This window comes from Stenotrophomonas sp. LC732 (assembly GCF_052446685.1).
GTDB lineage: Bacteria > Pseudomonadota > Gammaproteobacteria > Xanthomonadales > Xanthomonadaceae > Stenotrophomonas > Stenotrophomonas muris.
On record NZ_CP199214.1, the window covers coordinates 2,094,188 to 2,112,188 of the forward strand.

General features: G+C 67.2%; 16 protein-coding genes. 4 read left to right on the forward strand and 12 right to left on the reverse strand.

Translation table 11 applies throughout. From position 1 onward, the window contains the following. Positions 1 to 71: 71 nt before the first annotated feature. Positions 72 to 827 carry a SapC family protein gene (locus ACT6SE_RS10025; protein ID WP_032961063.1) on the forward strand — a complete coding sequence of 252 codons (756 nt, stop codon included), beginning with the start codon at positions 72 to 74 and terminating at the stop codon, positions 825 to 827. On the opposite strand, the gene ACT6SE_RS10030 is transcribed toward ACT6SE_RS10025, so the two are convergent. The 12 genes from ACT6SE_RS10030 to ACT6SE_RS10085 form a co-directional block, all read right to left on the reverse strand. Continuing rightward, complete coding sequence (locus tag ACT6SE_RS10030) at positions 828 to 3,155, reverse strand: ATP-binding protein (protein ID WP_080342742.1); 2,328 nt, start codon at positions 3,153 to 3,155, stop codon at positions 828 to 830. Further along, a complete protein-coding gene (locus tag ACT6SE_RS10035; RefSeq protein WP_046430494.1) occupies positions 3,152 to 3,778 on the reverse strand; it encodes a response regulator transcription factor in 627 nt (208 codons plus the stop codon). The genes ACT6SE_RS10030 and ACT6SE_RS10035 overlap by 4 nt, the downstream gene beginning before the upstream one ends. Positions 3,779 to 4,044: 266 nt before the next feature. Beyond that, a complete protein-coding gene (locus tag ACT6SE_RS10040) occupies positions 4,045 to 7,518 on the reverse strand; it encodes a DEAD/DEAH box helicase (protein WP_444811151.1) in 3,474 nt (1,157 codons plus the stop codon). 306 nt (positions 7,519 to 7,824) lie between these two features. Next, positions 7,825 to 8,358 carry a lipocalin family protein gene (locus ACT6SE_RS10045; protein WP_049420343.1) on the reverse strand — a complete coding sequence of 178 codons (534 nt, stop codon included), beginning with the start codon at positions 8,356 to 8,358 and terminating at the stop codon, positions 7,825 to 7,827. An 8-nt stretch (positions 8,359 to 8,366) separates the two neighbouring features. Then, complete coding sequence (locus tag ACT6SE_RS10050) at positions 8,367 to 9,440, reverse strand: SAM-dependent methyltransferase (RefSeq protein WP_046430502.1); 1,074 nt, start codon at positions 9,438 to 9,440, stop codon at positions 8,367 to 8,369. Continuing rightward, entirely contained in the window at positions 9,437 to 10,222 is a 786-nt protein-coding gene (locus ACT6SE_RS10055; protein WP_046430504.1) for a DUF1295 domain-containing protein, read from the reverse strand. Before ACT6SE_RS10055 ends, ACT6SE_RS10050 begins: the two co-directional genes overlap by 4 nt. Further along, positions 10,219 to 10,764 carry a DUF2878 domain-containing protein gene (locus ACT6SE_RS10060; RefSeq protein WP_046430505.1) on the reverse strand — a complete coding sequence of 182 codons (546 nt, stop codon included), beginning with the start codon at positions 10,762 to 10,764 and terminating at the stop codon, positions 10,219 to 10,221. The genes ACT6SE_RS10055 and ACT6SE_RS10060 overlap by 4 nt, the downstream gene beginning before the upstream one ends. A 1-nt stretch (position 10,765) precedes the next feature. After that, on the reverse strand, positions 10,766 to 12,025 hold the full coding sequence (locus ACT6SE_RS10065) for an SAM-dependent methyltransferase (RefSeq protein WP_046430506.1): 1,260 nt from the start codon (positions 12,023 to 12,025) through the stop codon (positions 10,766 to 10,768). Further along, positions 12,022 to 12,789 carry a DUF1365 domain-containing protein gene (locus ACT6SE_RS10070; protein WP_046430507.1) on the reverse strand — a complete coding sequence of 256 codons (768 nt, stop codon included), beginning with the start codon at positions 12,787 to 12,789 and terminating at the stop codon, positions 12,022 to 12,024. Before ACT6SE_RS10070 ends, ACT6SE_RS10065 begins: the two co-directional genes overlap by 4 nt. Beyond that, positions 12,786 to 14,063, reverse strand: a complete 1,278-nt coding sequence (locus ACT6SE_RS10075) for an NAD(P)/FAD-dependent oxidoreductase (RefSeq protein ID WP_069116850.1) — start codon at positions 14,061 to 14,063, stop codon at positions 12,786 to 12,788. The genes ACT6SE_RS10070 and ACT6SE_RS10075 overlap by 4 nt, the downstream gene beginning before the upstream one ends. 1 nt (position 14,064) lies before the next feature. Then, positions 14,065 to 15,015: an acyl-CoA desaturase gene (locus ACT6SE_RS10080; RefSeq protein ID WP_046430510.1), complete on the reverse strand. Its 951-nt coding sequence runs from the start codon at positions 15,013 to 15,015 to the stop codon at positions 14,065 to 14,067. A gap of 81 nt (positions 15,016 to 15,096) precedes the next feature. Beyond that, complete coding sequence (locus ACT6SE_RS10085; protein ID WP_046430512.1) at positions 15,097 to 15,864, reverse strand: hypothetical protein; 768 nt, start codon at positions 15,862 to 15,864, stop codon at positions 15,097 to 15,099. A gap of 134 nt (positions 15,865 to 15,998) precedes the next feature. On the opposite strand from ACT6SE_RS10085, the gene ACT6SE_RS10090 reads away from it, so the two are divergent. From ACT6SE_RS10090 to ACT6SE_RS10100, 3 genes are read left to right on the forward strand one after another with little or no spacing between them, the layout of a single operon-like run. Next, entirely contained in the window at positions 15,999 to 16,622 is a 624-nt protein-coding gene (locus tag ACT6SE_RS10090; RefSeq protein WP_014647131.1) for a sigma-70 family RNA polymerase sigma factor, read from the forward strand. Continuing rightward, complete coding sequence (locus ACT6SE_RS10095; RefSeq protein ID WP_046430513.1) at positions 16,619 to 17,293, forward strand: ChrR family anti-sigma-E factor; 675 nt, start codon at positions 16,619 to 16,621, stop codon at positions 17,291 to 17,293. The genes ACT6SE_RS10090 and ACT6SE_RS10095 overlap by 4 nt, the downstream gene beginning before the upstream one ends. A 13-nt stretch (positions 17,294 to 17,306) precedes the next feature. Next, complete coding sequence (locus ACT6SE_RS10100; RefSeq protein WP_046430514.1) at positions 17,307 to 17,999, forward strand: oxidoreductase; 693 nt, start codon at positions 17,307 to 17,309, stop codon at positions 17,997 to 17,999. Positions 18,000 to 18,001: the final 2 nt, after the last annotated feature.

Consider the following 18,001-nt stretch of genomic DNA (forward strand, 5'->3'; position numbering starts at 1 on the left):
AATGCGGGATTCAGGTTGTTCCCGCTGGCGTGCCCGGGATGGCAGGCGCGCATGATCGAACGGTTCCCAAGATGACCACCACCAGCGACACCACCACCGAAGCGGCGCCGAGCGGCGCTCCCCTGTTCTATACCCGTCCGGTGCCGCTGCAGGCCGATGTGCACGCCGATCTGCGCATCCTGCCGGGCAAGCTCGAGTTCGCCGCCGGCAACAACGCCATTCCGCTGGTGCTGGGCGAGTTCTCGCTGGCGCTGCATCATTTCCCGATCCTGTTCGCCGGCCCCGGTGCGGTTCCGATGGCTGCCGTCGGCGTGTCCGACCAGAACCTGTTCATCAAGGACGGCCTGTGGGAAGACGAGGCCTATATTCCGGCCTACCTGCGCCGCCACCCCTTCATCTTCATCGACACCGGCGCGGAGAATGACTTCCTGCTGGGCATCGACGAAGAAAGCCCGCGCGTGGTCAAGGGCGGCGAGGAAGGCCAGCCGCTGTTCGTTGACGGCAAGGCCACCGAAATGGTGCAGCAGGCGCTGGAGTTCTGCGGCCAGTACACCCGCGAGCACGAACAGACCCTGGCCTTCTCCAAGGCCCTGACCGACAACGGCCTGCTGGTCGAGCGCAACGCCACCGTGCGTACCCCGGATGGCCGCGAGTTCAACCTCAATGGCTTCCTGGTGGTGGACGTCGAGAAGTTCGTTGCGCTGCCGGAAGCCACCGTGGTCGAGTGGCACCGCAGCGGCTGGCTGGCACTGATCCACCAGCACCTGATGTCGCTGGGTCGCTTCAATGACCTGACCCGTCGCCAGGTCGAGCGCCTGGCCGCCTGATCAAGGCATTGGCAGGGTTCCCGCTGGGCGGGAGCCCTGTCCGGCCTTCAGCACGTCCAGCAGGCGCCGCGCATCGGCCCAGTCCGGCGCGGCGTCATGCGCCAGGTCGACCAGCTCCGCCGCGATGGCCGCATGCTCGCATTGGCCCAGCATCTGCAGCGTGCCCTGCAATCGGTGCGCGTGATGGCCCAGTGCCGATGCATCCGCTCGATCAATAACCCGCTCCATGTTGCCGAGCTCATCGTGGATGTCGGCGATGTAGGCCGCGTCCATGTCAATCGTCTGCGCGGCTGCGCCCAGGCCCTCTGGTCGCGCAATGCCGAGCGCAGGCAGCAGCTGGGCGGCGCGCAGCGGCTTGGCCAGCACCGCGTCGAAGCCCGAGCGGTGGCAGCGTGCGCGATGACGCCGTCCGGTGCGGGCAGACAATGCGATCAGGCGAACGGTGCGCCCGGCAGACCCGCGTAGCTCGCGCGCCAGCACGTGACCATCGGCGCCAGGCAACCCAATGTCGATCAGAGCAACGGAGCGGGGCTGTCGTGCCTGTTCGGCCAGGGCACTGGCCGCATCTTTCACGGCGCACACCTCTGCGCCCCAGCGCCGCAGCTGTTCGGCGATCACGTGGCGATTGAGCTCGTGGTCCTCGACCAGCAGCAGGTGCAGTCCGGCCAGTGGCGTATCGCCCACGGGCATGTCCTGGGCATCCACGCCGGTGCCAGCCGGGCACACCGGCAGGCGCAGGATGAAGCGACTGCCACGGCCCAGCACGCTGTGCACGGTGAGGTCGCCGCCCATTGCGCGGGCCAGCTCGCGCGCGATGGAAAGCCCCAGCCCACTTCCGCCACGCCGCTGTCCGCTGCTGCCTTGCTGGAAAGGCTGGAACAGGGTGGCTACCTGCGCCGGCGCGATGCCGATGCCGCTGTCGATCACCTCCAGCAGCAGCGCCCGCGGACGCGCCGCCGGCATCAGTTGCAGGCGCAGCTCGATGCGGCCGGAATCGCTGAACTTCACTGCGTTCGCCAATAGATTGCTGGCAATCTGGCGTAGCGCATCGGCGTCCACCAGGATGTTCGACGGGGATGCGCCCTGGGCATCGAGATGCAGCTGCAGGCCTTTCCGCTGGGCCTGTGGCCGGATCGCCTCCAGAGCCTGCCGGCACAGCTGGGTTGCATCGCAGGGTTGCCCATGCGGCTTGAAAGCGCCGCTCGCAAGGCGCGAAAAATCCAGTGCGCGATTCAACAGGCTGCGCAGGGATTGGCTGGCGCTGCTGGCAGCGGCGAGCAGGTCACGCTCGCCCTTGGGCAATGTCGATTGCCCCAGCAGCTCGATCGAGGTCAGCACGGCCTGCGCCGAGTTGCGCATCTCGTGGCTGATCACGCCGATGGCATGCGCGCTGCTTCGGTCACCGCGCGCCCGCAGGTGGCGCATTGCGAGCCACAGCAGCGGCAGGGCAATCAGCAGTGGGGCCAGCAGCAACCATCCGCGCGGGGGCGACGCCTGCATCCAGTCCAGTGCATTCCCGGCCGCGGCAGGCAGGGTCTGGCCTGCCCACAAGTGGAGCAGGCCTGCGTGCTCTTCCAGAGTGATCTCCCGCAATGCCTGTTCGATGCGCCCAAGCAGTTGCTGGTCTTCCCGGCGAACCAGCAGGTAAAGGTCGGTGGAGAAGCCGCTATCGAACGGCTGCAGGCGCAGGCTGCCATTGAAATGGCGTCGAACCAGGGGGCGCAGCGTGGGCTCCAGGCCAATCGCCACGTCCGCCAGCCCGCTTTCGACTGCCGCCAGTGCTGCATGCCGGTCTGGCAGCTGCCGCAGCCGGACCTGCGGGTGATGCGCGTGCAGCCAGCTGGCGTAGGGTCCGCCTTCAACGACGGCGATGACCCGGCCGTCGAGTTCGCGCATCTCCCGTGGCAGCCACTCGCCGGCGCGTCCGGCCAACAGGGTGGCGCCGCCACGGAACGGGGTGGACGCGGCAAGGCCGGGGCAGGGCAGCGCCTGGTGCCTTGCGCCGCCAAACACCATGACCAGGTCAGCCTCGTGATGGCATACAGCGAGGATTGATGCGGCGGTTGTCGGGTAGGGGTGTTCCAGGAAACGGAATTGGGCGTGCCGCGCCACCAGGTTGGCATAGCCATGGGCGAGCGTTGGCGGTGATGACGGATCGGCCAGGGCCGCGGGCAGGGGGCGCAGGGAGGGAGTCGTGGCGACCCGTACAGTGCTGCCCGGCAGCCAGCGTGGCGAGCGGATATCTTCGGCCGAGGCAGCCGGCAGGAGAAGGAGCGCCAGCAGCCCCGTGGACAGGAAGCGGCGGCGCAACGGCGGCTGGCGCCTCACGGTGTCTCCAGTCGTTCGCGCAGTGCGTAGATTTCCACGTCGCTGCGCAATCCCAGCTTGCGCAGCACAGCCACCTTCTGCGTGCTGACAGTCTTGATGCTGCGGTGCCGCCGCAATGCGATCTCGGAGACCGTCAAGCCTTCCAACAGCAGGCCCAGCACTTCGCGCTCGTTGCGGCTGAGCTCGCCGCGGTCGCCGGCCAGCCTGACGTCCGGTGGAACCCGGGTCAGGCCCTGGGAAACACGTACGATGGCGTCGGACAATGCAGCAAGCGGTTCGGCCTTGCTGACGAATCCGTGGAGTCCGGCATCGATCAGGCTGTTGAGGTTGGTGGTGGGGCAGAGCGTGGCGAAGGCCAGCAATGGCGTGCGCGGGAATTCCCGGCGCAGCAGCGCAACCAGCTCAAGGCTACCCAGGTCGTCACGGGCAAGCGTGAGATCGATGATGGCCACATCCACTGGTGTGCGTTGCAGGCTGCAGAGCAGTTCGTTGCTGCAACCGTGGCTGGCGACGATGTCGAAGCGGAGATCGCCTGACAGGTGCAGGGCGGTGCCGCGACGGACGACTTCGTGATCGTCCAGGAGCGCCAGGCGAAGCCGACGCGGTGCAGGAAATCCATTCATGCGCGGGAGGTGGTCGGCGCCCATGGGCGTGGCCGCCATTCTGGCGCCGCTGTCGCGTCGAACATCGAATTCGTTGCGTTTTTACGACTATTCCTAAAGATCGATGGATGCAGTTGATCGGCCGGGGCTTACGCATTCGTGACCTAAATGGATGGGGTGCTGCAGGCGTCTCGTCGTGGCTGCCGGAACCATTAATGTGACGCGTCACGCTGGCGTGACCCTGCGCCCCTGACCTGACTGGTTGACGCCGTCAGGGTAGGGCAGGGCTATCGAGTCTGCACGCGGGGGATCGACATGCGACCCAGGAACTGCGCCAGGGTGATGCGGGGCAACTGTTTGGCATGGGCGTCTGAGAAGTGGCGCAGGCCGCCCCAGAGTGCGGTGTCTCCGATCAGGAAGCAGCGGTGCTGGGCACGGGTGACGGCGACGTTGAGCAGATTGGGCTTGCTGGAGGCCCAGTGCGCCGCGCCCACCGTGTCCGTGTCGCAGCCCAGGACCATCCAGACAATGCTTTCCTCCTTGCCCTGGAAGGTGTGCACGGTGCCGACGCGCTCCCTGCACCACGTGCGCAGTTCGGTGGTGCGTGGCGCCTGCGTGCCGGGTGGGGCATCCGGGCCAAGCCAGGCGTCCTGGCTCCGCAGTCGCTCGAGCAGGGCATTCTTGATGCGCTTGAAGGGCGAAATGATGTAGACCGGGGGAAGGCTTCCGGTGCTGTGGTAGAGCGCGGCCAACGCCTGCTGCACCAGGTCGATCTGGCACGGCACAACCTGCTTGTCGCTGGTGCGGCCGGGGGCGTGTACCCAGGCGCTGCTGCCGATGTCCAGGCTGTCGGCGGGTGGCCGCGCCGCACTGGGTTCCCAGGGGTTGGAGAAGATCATCTTCCCCTCGTAGGCAATCGTGTTGGCAATGGAGAACATCGGTTCGACGCAGCGACGATGCACGCGCAGCGGACTGCCGATCCAGAGCGGCGAGCCGCCGGACTCCATGCGGGCACCGAGCGGGTTGGCCTCGTCGGCCAGTACCTGTACGGAGGTCTTGTCGGGCGAGACGTTCACGCCTGCGGGCAGTGCGCTGGTTCGGCCCAGCGCCTGCAGCAGCTTGACCGGCACGGTGAACACCGGCTCGATCTGCAGCGGATCACCCACCACGACCGCGCGCCTGGAGCGCAGCAGTGCACCGACTGCCGCCTGCGGCACGGCCTGGCCAGCTTCATCGATGAACAGCCAGCCGATCGAGTCCGGCCCCAGATGTCGGAACTGGCGTGCGACCGAGGCGAACGTGCTGGAGACAACCGGCACGATCATGAACAGGCTCTGCCAGATGGCCAGCGCATCGCGTGGCTCCTGCAGCCGCTTGCCACTCAGCAGGTGGCACAGTGCAATGACGTTCTGGGCGAAGCCGCCGCCCTTCTGCACGACTTCGTGCAGCCAGGCCTGGTGAAGCTGCAGTGCCGCCACGAAGAGGTTGGCGCGCTGCTCGTTGAGCTGCTCGCTGTTCCAGACTCCCTTGATCTGCCAGTCCTGATCTTCCAGTTCGGCCGCGTCGGCGGGATGGGACGCGGTGCCGAATTCGGCTTTCAGTTGTTCGAGCTGTTGCGTCATTCCAGCCCATTGCTGCGCCCGTGCCTGCGCGGCGGCCGATGCCTCGGCCAGGGTGCTCGCGGTTCGGCCCAGGTGCTGTTGCGCCGTATCGCATTGCGTCCCGAGTTCGAGCCCGCGCTGGGTCCATCGGTGTTGATGATCTGCGTTCTGCACCATTGCGGCCGCATGGCTGTGCGCGCGCTGCCGGTCAAAGATGCGGGCCCACCAGCCAGGCTTCTCTTCCTTGAGCAGGATGCGTTGCGCCTTGAGCAGGGCGAGCTGTTCATCGGATCTGCTGCGCTGGCCCTCGAGTGCACGGCACTGCTGTGCAGCTTCCTCATGCGCGCGCTGTGCATCGCGAAGCTGAGAAGTCGTTTGCCGACAGAAGCTCTCCTCATTTTTGCCGCTGATTTCACGGCTGAGCGAGGCAAGCCGATCCAGCTTTTCGACCAGGCCATTGACGATCGCATCGGCCTTGCCGAACGCCTGCCTGGCCTGCTGGAAGCTCATGGCTGCTGGGTTGTCCCGCCACTCCCAGAGCGACTGGTGGCGGGCGCGGTCGTAGCCCTTCGGGGTTTTGCCATCTTTTGGGGCGCTCCTGCTGATGGCCCGCACAAGTGCCTCGCGGTTGGCCTTCCTGCCCAGCGCGCAGCTGATCAACCCCCAGGCATCGCTGTCTGCCGCCGGTCGTTCATAGGCGCCCCTGCCGTTCCATTCGAGCAGGTTGCGGGCCAGTGGCCGCAGGTAGTCGAAGGTCACGTCCCCTGTGCTGTTGCGCCAGCGCGACCCTCCGGGCTTGCCCAGTGACCGGCTCTTCGGCAGGTCACGCGAAATATTCTCCACGGCGGCATTGTTCGACGATGCGACCACCATCTCGAAGCCGGTCAGGTCGGCCTTCAGTGGCGAGACCCTGCACGGCTTCTCACCTTCGAAGTTCACTTCGCGGGCTGGGCCGAGCGCAGCGGCTGGCGTTGCGTATTGTGACAATGCACGTGCGCGCCGGACGATGTTCTCAGCGAAGACCTCACGCAACAGCGTGGTCTTCCCGGTTCCGGGCGGGCCATTGACCGAGAAGATGCCTGAATCGCGCACCTGCTCGAAGATGCTGTTCACAGCGAACTGCTGCATCAGGCTCATCGTGTGTGCAGGATCGCCGGGCCAGTGGCCCCGATTGATGTGGCGCGGGCGCAGCCGGTCGGCAATCAGCGCATGGCCTTCTGGGGTGTAAAGGTCTTCGCGTCGGCTTTCAGGCAATGGGCTCAGATAGGCGCGTAGCGGCGCACTGGCCTTGCCCTGGTCGAGTGCGCCGATGGCCCGCGCGATATCCTCGACGAAGAAACTGTTGAGGATGCTGATCTCCGCGTCCTCTTCGGGCTGGGCCTCGTCGTCCTCGGCGTCGTCCGCTTCCGCCGTTGGCTCGTTGTCCGGCCCTGGGGGTGTGGCTTTTGCTGCCCGTTCCGGCTTCGGCTTGTCTTCAACGCTTTTCGCCCGGATGACCAGCAGCGGAGCGGACGCGTCGCCCGCGGAAGGGTCATGACCCGACCAGTTGCACAGGATGTCGAGCAGGCGCAACAGGTCGTCGGGGCTGCAGGGCGTTGGGCCCTCACCCTGTCCGGCGGGGGTGGCAGCGGCGCTGCGGAACGTTGCTACGTCGCGCTTGAGTGCTTCAAGGCTTGCCTGGAAGGCGTCGAAGTCCAGGCCCTGCAAGCCACGCCTGGAGATCGTGCCCAGTGCCCACGGAACGGTCGATACCGAGATTTCACCCAGCTGCAGCACGCCCTCGGCGCTTGCCCGCAGGCTGGCCGCGCAGGTCAGGCCTTCCAGTTCGGCCCGTTCGTCCTGTTCCAGCGACTCGTCTCCGCTTGGCGTCTCAGCCAGTACCCGGTGGGTGATATCGGCCAGCTGGGCTTTGTCGAATATGCCGAGGTAGACATCGAATCCGCTCAGCCTGCGACCGAATGGCAGGGGTGGGGACCACAGATCCTTCGGGTCCAATCGCTCGAGCTGATCCCTGGACAGCTGCCGTACGCTCCAGTCCGCGTCCTTCGACTCAAGGACCTGGCCCTGCAGATCGTAGGGTATGAAGAACTCAACCCTGTGCCAGAAGCTGAGGATCGCGCGATGACTGGCCTGCAACGTGTTGCGTCGTTCTTCCTTCAACTGCCTGTTCCTTCCATTGTGAAATCGGCCACGACCGGAATGCACCCTTCGTCGGCCATTGTGGCCGGCGCGCACAGCCCTGCATTGGCCATTAGCGGCCGCCGCGGTCGAGTCTTGAGTGTTCGCGGCCCCGGCGCCAGCTACTGCAGGCAGGGCAGGGGCGGCGTCGCTGTACGCACGGGTCCGGCAGCGGCTGCGCGCGTGCCGGATGAACAATGCGGCAGCGGTGATGAATGCGACATCCGGCGCAAGCAGATGTCGACACGCCCTGCCGTCAGCAGGTGCTGCGTGGGGATGACCGATGGTTCAGCGCACCGACTGCGGCACGCGCCTCAGCTTTGCGGTGTCGTAACCCATGGCCGCGATGCGCTGCACGGCCTGCTGGTAGTCGCTCTCGGACACCTGTGGCGTGCGTGCCATGTACCACACGTAGTCGCGCTTGCTGCGCGCGACGATGGTCTGGCCGTAGTCATCGCGCAGCCAGGCAATCACATACTCGGCCTGGATCGGCCAGATGAACTGCATGCCCCAGAGGGCGCCGTTGCCGTCCTTCTCGACCCGTCCCACAGGGTGCATCGACTTCTGGGGGGCGTCGAAGCTGCCCTTGCGATAGGTGAAGGTGGTCTGGATGCGCCCGTCGGGCTTCAATGCGTAGCTCTCCACCGCGTCGAAAGCTTTGCGCTCCGGCCATGAGGGGATGTGGGCGATCACATACCAGTCGCCCATGAAGCGTGGCACGTCCACTGAGGGCGGGCGGGGCAGGGGACGGGTATCGGTGGAGCTGCAGCCGGAACCAAACAGGCTCAATGCCAGCAGGGGAAGCAGCGAGCGCATGCGCATGTCACACCTCAACGGGGGCGGAACAGGTAGTGGGCGACCAGCCACTGCTGGCCGTCGTCGTAGCCGAACAGCTCGGCGCATGCCATCCAGAACATGCGCCAGCGCTGCCACCAGATCTTCGCGGCGGCCTGGCCGTAGGTCGCGACCAGCACCGGCATCACCGCCTCGCGTGCTGCATCCTGGTTGGCCAGCCAGTGGTCGGCGGTGCGCTGGTAGTGGGTGCCGTCCAGCAACCAGCGCTGGTCAAGCCGCAGGTCGCGCTGGAAATGCAGCAGCGTGTCGGCCGCCGGCATCAGGCCACCAGTGAAGAAATGGCGGCCCATCCAGTTGTCGCCGCCCTCGGTCTCGAACGGGTACATCAGCGTGCGGTGGGCGAAGATGTGCACGAACAGCGCGCCGTCGGGCTTCAGCCACTGGCTGATGCGCGCCAGCAGGCGCTCGTAGTTGCGCACATGCTCGAACATTTCCACCGAGACGCAGCGGTCGAAGCGTGCGATTGGCAGTTCGAGCTGGTTGACGTCGCGGGTGATCACCTCGACGTTGTGCAGCCCCCGGGCCTGGCACTGCGCCATGATGTGCTGGCGCTGGCTGTGCGAATTGGACACGGCGGTGATCGCGGCGGCGGGATAGCGCTCGGCCATCCACAGGGTCAGCGAACCCCAGCCGCAGCCCAGTTCGAGGATCTGCTGGCCATCGGCCAGTCCGGCGCGCTGGCCGTACAGCTCCAGCATGGCGTCCTCCGCCTGGTCCAGCGTTTCGCGCCCGGTGGGGTAGTAGCAGCTGCTGTACTTCAGGCGCCTGCCCAGGCAGGCCTGGAAGAAGGCCGCCGGAACCTCATAGTGCTGGCGGTTGGCCGCGTCGGTATGCAGCGCGAGCGGGCTGTCGGCCAGCTCGGCGATGCGACGGCTGAAGCGTGCGGACTGTGCTTCGATACCGCCCAGCATTTCCTCGTGCAGGCGTTGCGCGCACAGGCGACGGATGCCGGCGCGCAGCGCGGCATCGGGAACCAGGCCGCGTTCGGCCCAGGCGATCAGCCCGGTTTCCGCGTCGTCGGCCGGGGTCAGTGACGGAATCGCGCTCATGCGGAATGCTCCTTGGAAGGACGAGGGAACCAGGGGAAGAACATCGGCGTGCTGCGCTGGTAGGCGCGGTAATCGTCGCCGCGGCTGCGCAGCGCCTGCTTTTCGGTGAACGGAATGCCGCTCAGGTAGCGCAGGAACACATACATCAGCAGCGGGCCGGACCACGCCAGCCACCACAGCGGCGAGCCGACCGCGAGCAGGACATAGCTGAACCAGTGCAGCCACTCGAAGAAGTAGTTGGGGTGGCGGGAGTAACGCCAGAGCCCGGCGCGGCAGGTGCGACCCTGGTTTGCCGGATTCGCGCGGAACCGGGCCAGCTGATGGTCGGCCAGGCTCTCGCCGCCGACGCTCAGCAGCCAGACGAGTGCGGCGGCCACGACCCACAACGTCATGCTGGTCTGTGGATTGGCAGCCACCGCGACGAAGGGCAGGGCGAACAGCACGACCAGCAGTGCCTGGGCCATGAAAAAGCCGAAGATCTTGGCTTGATGCCCTTGCCAGTACTCGCGCAGATAACGGTAGCGACCGTCTTCCTGTTCATGGCGGACCCGATGCCACAGGTGCAGTGCCAGTCGGCTGCCCCACAGGCCACCGAGCACGCCCAGTGCAATCCGTGGCGCCGCCGCACCATCGCCGAGCCAAGCCAGCAACAGGGCCGAAGCACCCACGCCCTTGGCCCAGAGCACATCGACCACGCCGATGTTGCGGTGGCGCCGCTGCCAGGCCCAGCCCCAGCTCATCACCAGCACGGCATACAGCAGTACCCACACCAGATTGATCATGACGGCGCTCCGGCCAAGGGCGGTGGAATGGTGCGGGAGCCGCGACGAGCGGCCATGCACAGCAGCGAAAGCGCGATGCTCCAGCCCACCCCCAGTACCAGCAGGCCCTGCCACAGCGGCGTAGTGAATCGAACCGCATCGAAACCGCGCGCTGCGGAGAGATAGGCCAGCGGGGCCAGCAGCAGGCCGAACGCGGCTGGCAGGGCAGGGTGGCGAAGCAGGAAGCGCATCGAAGTGGTCAGCGTCATCGCAAACGCGGCCCACAACGCCATGATCCAAAGGGGTGGCGTCCAGCCCAGCGGGGCCGCGGCGTAGCGCACGGTGCCGCTGGCGGCGGCACTGGCGTCGACCAGCCACGCGCAGGCCATCGCCAACAGCATCAGCCGAAGATCCAGCCGAGGTTGCGGCGAGGTCAGCAGCTGGCTGCCGATGTAGAGCGACGCTGCCAGCAGCGCCGGCCATTGCCAGCCGCGCCCGGCGCCGGCCACGGCGCACAGCCAGACCAGCTGGTTGCCAAGCAGATTGGCCCAGAACCGGCGCACCTCAGCCGCCTTGACCCGATGCGCCAGCGGGACGATGCCCGGGGCGCGCCAGCAGCAGATGCGAAACGCCGATCGAACGCTCCAGGAAGCCGCCCTCGCAATAGGCCAGGTAGAACTCCCACATCCGGCAGAAGCGCGTATCAAAGCCCTGTGCCTGCACGGCGGGCAGCTGGGCAAGGAAGCGTTGGCGCCAGGCGCGCAGGGTCAGTGCGTAGGAGTGACCGAAATCCCGCTGGGCGACCAGCTGCAGGTCACTGGATCGGGTCTTGGCCGCCATGATCGCGTTGATCGACGGAATGAAGCTGCCCGGAAACACATAGCGCTTGATGTAGTCGACGCTGCGCCGTGCCTGCTCGTAGCGGTGATCTTCGATGGTGATGGCCTGCAGCAGGGCGACACCATCGGGCTTGAGCAGGCGCTGCAGCGTTGCCATGTAGGTGTCCAGGTATTCGGCGCCGATGGCTTCGATCATCTCGATCGATACCAGCTTGTCGAACTGGCCCTGCAGGTCGCGGTAGTCCTGCATCAACAGCGTGACCTTGTCCTGCAGCCCGGCGACGCGGACGCGCTCTCTGGCCAGTGCATGCTGCTCGGCGGAGATCGTGGTTGTGGTGACGTGGCAGCCGTAGTGCTGCGCCGCGTGCAGCGCAAAACCACCCCAGCCGGTACCGATCTCCACCACGTGGTCGCCCGGCTTGAGCTGCAACTGCTGGCAGATGCGGTCCAGCTTGCGCCGCGAGGCGGATTCCAGCGACTCGCCCTCTTCGGCGAACAGGGCCGAGGAATACATCAGGTCCGGTGACAGGAACAGGGCGAAGAAGTCGTTGCCGAGGTCGTAGTGCGCGGCGATGTTGCGGCGGCTGCCTTCGCGGCTGTTGCGGCGCAGGCGGTTCCAGCCGCGCAGCAGCCAGCCTCCCACGCGCGCCGGGCCGTGTTCCATGCTGTCGAGCAGATCGCGGTTGCGCACGAGCAGCCGTATCAGGGCGACCAGGTCGTCACAGCGCCATTCGCCATGGATGTAGCTTTCGCCGGCGCCGACGCTGCCCTGGGCCGCCACCTTGCGATAGAACGCCGGGTCCTCGATGGTGACGGTGACATGCAGCTCACCGCGGGCATCGCCCAACCAGACTTCGCCCAGCGCGTCGCGCACGCACAGGCGGCCGTCGCGCATCGGGGCGAGCTGGGCCAGCAGGCGGCGGCGCAGGAAGGCATCCAATGCGCCGGGGCGCGGCAGCGCGACCGAAGGAATCATCGAATTCATCGCGGTTTCTCGGCAAGGGTAGGGTGGTCGTGTACGGGATTGCGTTTCAGCCACAGCCGCAACGCATGCCAGTGGATGGCGGCCACCACCTGGGTGGTCATCAGTGGATAGCAGGCCAGGACGCGGGCCAGCCCGCGGCCATCCAGGGGGTGTCGTTGCATGACCTGGGTGGCATCAAACTGGCGCGCGCCGTCGCGCCAGACCTGCATGTGCACGCGCAGGTCCTCATCAGGGCAGTTGAACCGCCAGTCGTAATGACAATCCATCGGCATGAAGGGCGAGACATGGAAGCGTTTGTCGAACCGCCAGCGCAGCGAGGTGCCTTCCTGCGTGGCCGTTGCGACCGGCAGCACGTAGGCGTGACGTTCCTTCCAGGGTGTGTTGGTGATCTCGGCGACGATGCAGTCCAGCGTGCTGCCATCGGCCCGGTAGCAGTAGTAGAAGCTGACCGGGTTGAACACGTGACCGGCGAAGCGCAGATGGGTGAGCAGGCGGACCGGGCCGGTGGGCCGGTAGCCCAGGGTTGATGCAGCGTGGTCGCGCACTGCATCGGCCAAGGGCCGCGCGGGATCGCCGAAGTAATCGCTGCGACGGAACTCGGCCAGATTGCGGCGATTGATCGACCACAGCCAGCGCCCGGCGAACACGCTGTCGAGTTCATCCAGGTCGAGCAGCAGCTGCGCGATCGGATAGCGGAACGCATGCGGGTGTGGCAGGTGCCTGCGGTGCGCCACCTGCCCGAAGTAGAGCGCACTGGCGCTCATGCGGCCACCTCGCCGGGAGCCGCCATGACGTGGTGCGGTTCACAGGTGCGCAGTGCATCGACCACGCGGCGGGCGCTGCGGATGCCGTCCTCATGGAAGCCCCAGCCCCAATAGGCGCCTGCGAACCAGGTGTGGCGGCGGCCCTGCAGCTCGGCCCAGCGCTGTTGCGCGCGCACTGCGGCATGGTCGTGCACCGGGTGCGCATAATGCAGGGTGCGCAGCACCTTGCCCGGGTCGATTGCCTCGCTGCGGTTGAGCGTGACCACCAGGGGCGTGCTGCCGGGCAGGCCCTGCAGCTGGTTCATGCAGTAACTGACCGTGCAGGGCGCGGCAGGGTCGCGGGGCACATGGGCATTCCATGCCGCCCACGCCTTGCGGTTGCGCGGCAGCAATGACGCGTCGGTGTGCAGCACCGCTTCGTTGGCCTGGTAGCGGATGGCGCCGAGCACGTCGCGTTCGATGGGGTCGGCGTCACGCAGCAGCGCCAGGGCCTGGTCGCTGTGGCAGGCCAGGATGACCTCATCGAAGCCTTCCACGCCGGCCGCGCTGTGCACACGAGCGCCCCACGGCATGCGCTCGACCGACTGTACCGGGCACTCCAGCCGCTCATGCACCCGCCAGCGGGCGCGCAGGGCATCGACATAGCGGGCCGATCCACCGCTCACCACCCGCCACGGTGCACGCCCGATCATCTGCAGCATCTGGTGGTTGGCCATGAACTGGGCCAGATAGCGCGCCGGAAAGTCCATCACCGTGGCCGTCGGGGACGACCACAGCGCGGAGGCCATCGGCAGCAGGTGCTCGTCGATGAAGGCATCGCCGTAGCGCTGGCTGCGCAGGTACTGCCCCAACGTTGGGCCCTCGTCTTCTGCCAGCAACAGGGGGGCATCGCGGTAGAACCGGCGCAGGTCGGCCAGCATGCCCCAGAACCGCGGCGACACCAGGTTGCGGCGCTGGCAGAACAGGCCATCCAGCGAGGTGGCGTTGTACTCCACGCCGCTGCGCTCGCTGTGCATCGAGAAGCTCATCGTGGTCGGCTGCGAGGCTACGCCCAGCTCGTCGAACAGTGCGGTCAGCAGCGGGTAGTGCTGGGGGTTGAACACGATGAAGCCGGTGTCCACCGCCATGCGGACGCCATCCACCTGCACGTCGTGGGTGTGGGTATGGCCGCCCAGATAGTCGTTGGCCTCGAACAGCGTGACGTCGTGTTCGCCGTCCAGCCACCAGGCGCTGGCCAGTCCTGCAATGCCCGAACCGATGATCGCGATGCGCATGTCAGTACCTCGCCTTGGCGAGCACCCATTCGGGAATCGGCTTGAGCCCTTTGACCAGCCCAAGCGCCGCCATCGCGCGCAGTCCATACCAGGTCAGGTCCACTTCCCACCAGCGGAAGCCCTGGCGGACGGTGCCCGGGAAGAAGTGGTGGTTGTTGTGCCAGCCTTCGCCGAAGGTGAGCAGCGCCAGCCAGAGATTGTTGCGGCTGTCATCGCGGGTCTCGAAGCGGCGGCGACCGAAGCGATGGGCCAGCGAATTGATGGTGACCGTGGCGTGGAACAGCACGATCGTGGAAATGAAGAAGCCCCACACCAGCAATTGCGAGCCGGAGGTATGCAAGCCTGGCGCCCAGCGCTCCAACCCGGCGCCCAGTGCATACAGCGCTGCGGCCAGCAGTACCGGCACAGCCGTATCGAAGCGGTCCAGCCAGCGCAGCTCCGGGTAGCGCGCCAGGTCGGGCACCCGCGACAGGTCGGTGGCAAAGGCCTCGCGGGTCAGGAACCAGCCCATGTGGCTGCGCCAGAAGCCGCCCTCACGGGGGGAGTGCGGGTCCAGCGGCTGGTCGGCGTGACGGTGGTGGTGGCGATGGTGGGCGGCCCACCACAGCGGCCCGCGCTGTACGCTGGAGGCGCCTATCACCGCGAACACGAACTGCACCGGCCGCGATGCCTGGAAGGTGCGATGCGAGAAGTAGCGGTGGTAGAACGCCGTGATGGCGAACATGCGCACCGCATAGAGTGCTGCAGCCACGATCACCGCTGTCCACGAGATGCCCACCCAGATCACCGCGATGCAGGCCAGGTGCATCAGCGCGAAGGGCACGGCGCGCACCCAGTCGATCCGCCCCGGCCGCTCGCCGGTGGCCTCTGCGGCGTTGCCGGTATCGAACCAGCGCTGCAGCGTGCGCAGCAGGCGCCAGCGTTGACGGGGGAGGGGCGCTACAGAGGCCATGGCGGATCTCGGCGGGTTTCGTGTCTTCCTCTACGCGGCAGAAGGCCCACTGGATGCGGAGCGCGGCAGGAAATTTAGATTTCACCTGGCCGTAACGGTGCAGCGATCTGTCAGCGGCTGCGCCCAGGCCTGCTGCCATTCGCTGGCGGGGCGACCAGCCGCTGCGGCGATGAAGCGCACCGTCACCTGTGGATAGGCACCGCGTTGATCGCGCAGGTTGCTGGTGCCACGGAACTCCAGCAGGCGCTGGTCAGCGCTGGCATATACCAGCGCAAGGCGTGGCGCGATGCCGCCGTACCAGGTGTCCAGGCTGACCTCGATCGACTGCGCATCGATCCCCTGCCAGCGCTGCGGGCCGGTGCGCCTTACCTGCACCGGGAAGTAGCGCTGCCGCGCTGGGACCAGGAAGGGCAGGGTCACACGCTCGCCGCGCATGAGCGCCTGCCAATGCAGGCGCACCGCCGCGTCGAACCCTGTGTCGATGACCGCGCCGGTCGGCAGGTCGAGCTCGCGCTGCACCGGTGGGCTGCCGGCATCCTCCTTCCACGCGATCGAGACCCTGCCGCTGGCGGCCTCGACGTCGGCCTTCTGGCCGCTGCGCCGGTCCTCCAGGGTATAGCCGCGCGCCTGTGGGTCCGCGCTGGCCGGCAGGTGCTTGCGGGCGAAAGGCCGCCCGTCCGCGCATTGGTACAGCACCCAGCGCTCGGCACCCTCGGCCGCATCGCGTCGCCAGTGCACCTCGCGGTAGAGCAGGTCGCCGCGCGACGACGTTGCTACCCCCTCGCTTCGCAGCCAGGGCGCGGCCAGCGCGATATGGGGCAGGCACAGCAGCAGCCAGGCGGTACGCATCGCGTTCATCCGGGAAAGGAGGGCTGAGGTCATACGGCGGGGATGGGCGGTTGGATGCGTCTGCAGCGGCTGCATCCAATCACGGCCCCTGCGCGTACAGAGGACAGACCTTCACCCGCCCGCCGCGAACGCCGATGTACCCTGACGCCGCCAGCAACCCCCTCAACTTCGATACCGCACGCATCGTGTCCAGTTCCCAGCAGCCGAGCAGCGAGCCGACGAACTGGGCCGGTGACATGGACGGCGTGGCACGGCTTCGTGACCGCGACTGTTTCATGCGGATCTACGACTACTTCATGCCGCGGCTATGCGTATACCTGCGGGGCCTGGGCGTGCCTGACGCGGTGGCCGAGGAACTGGCGCAGGAGAGCCTGCTGCGGCTATGGCTGCGCGCGGCCGACTTCGATCCCGCGCAGGGTGCGCTGAGCACGTGGCTGTATCGCATCGCCCGTAACCTGCACATTGACCGCATCCGCCGCGAGCGCAGCTGGATGCAGGTGCAGGCAGCCGTCGAGGACGCAGCAACCCTGGATGTGATCGAACGCAGCAGCGCCGAACAGTTTGCCGACCAGGCCCGGCTGCGCCAGCGCATCAACGAACTGCCCGCCGTGCAGGCGCGCTTGGTGCGCATGTCCTATTTCGAGGCCAAGAGCCACAGCGAGATCGCCGAGGCGATCGGCATGCCCTTGGGCACCGTCAAGTCGCATCTGCGGCGCGCGTTCCTGCAGCTGCAGGCCAAAGTGGGAGGTGCGCTGTGAACCCGCGCCACCACCTGCACGAATCGACGTTGATGAGCTATGCCGCAGGCGCGCTGCCCGCGCCACTGAGCGTGGTCGCTGGTACGCATCTGGAGCAGTGCCCGCACTGCCGCCAGCGCCTGCGCGAGGCCGAGGCGATCGGCTCGGTGCTGCTCGAGCAGACCCAGCCGCCCGCGCCTGATCCACGCCGCGAACAGCTGCGCGAGGCCATGCTGATGCAGCTGGCTGCGGAAATGCCGATTGCCATGGACCAGGCCGCGCGTCCCGTGCCGAAGGAGCGGCCCGAGGCCGACCCGGACCATCTGCCTGCCTCGCTGCACCCCTACTTCGGGGCATCGCTCAGTGGATTGCGTTGGCGCTGGATGGCACCCGGCGTGCACTGCATCCGTGCCGAGCAGATGCCTTCGCTGATCATGCTGAAGATCGCCCCGGGCAAATGCCTGCCCATGCACAGCCATGGCCGCAGCGAGCTGACCCAGATCCTGCGCGGTTCCTACAACGATGCGCTGGGGCTGTTCGCACCCGGCGACGTGGCGGACCTGGATGAAGACGTGGAGCATCAGCCGGTGACCGCGCCGGGGGTGCCGTGCATCTGCGTGTCGGCGCTGGATGCACCGCTGGTGTTCAGCGGGTGGCTGGCGCGCAAGATCCAGCGGTTCGTGAAACTCTAGTGCGGCCCTGGCCATGGCTCAGGCACGGACATTGGGGATTCTCCTGACCGGCGCTGCAGGCCTGGTGGGGCAGGGCGTTGCCCTGGCCTGCCAGCGTTCGCCGCAGGTTGCCGGCTTGACCGCGCTGGTGCGGCGCCCGGGCAGCCTGCGCGGACCCGGCAGCGAACGGGTGGTCCCGGACTTCCTGCACATCGACGCGCAGCGTGATGAACTGGCCGGGTACGACGCATGCTTCTACTGTGCCGGTGCGCCACCGGTTGGCACTGCCGAGGCCGAGTACCGGCGCGTGACCCTGGACACCACACTGGCAGTGGCCCGCGCCTGGGCTGCGGTGAATCCGCAGGGGTCCTTCCTGTATGTCTCCGGCGCAGGCGCGGACCCGCAAAGCCGGCTGATGCCGCTGCGGGTGAAGGGCGAGACCGAGCGGGCGTTGCAGGCGCTGCCGCTGCGCGCGGTGATGCTGCGTCCGGGCGGGGTCCGGCCGGTGCCGGGGACAGGTACCCGGCATGCCCTGTTGAAACCCCTGTACTGGGGCGGCGCACCGTTGATGAAACTGGCCGGTGCGCTCGCGCCCTCGCTGATGACCAGCAACCTGGCGCTGGGCATGGCCATGATCGCCCTGGCCGGAAGAGAAAACCCGCCGGCCACGATCGAGTGCGCGGATATCAACCGGATCGCGGCAGGCATGCGCGATGCGTCCGCCTGACC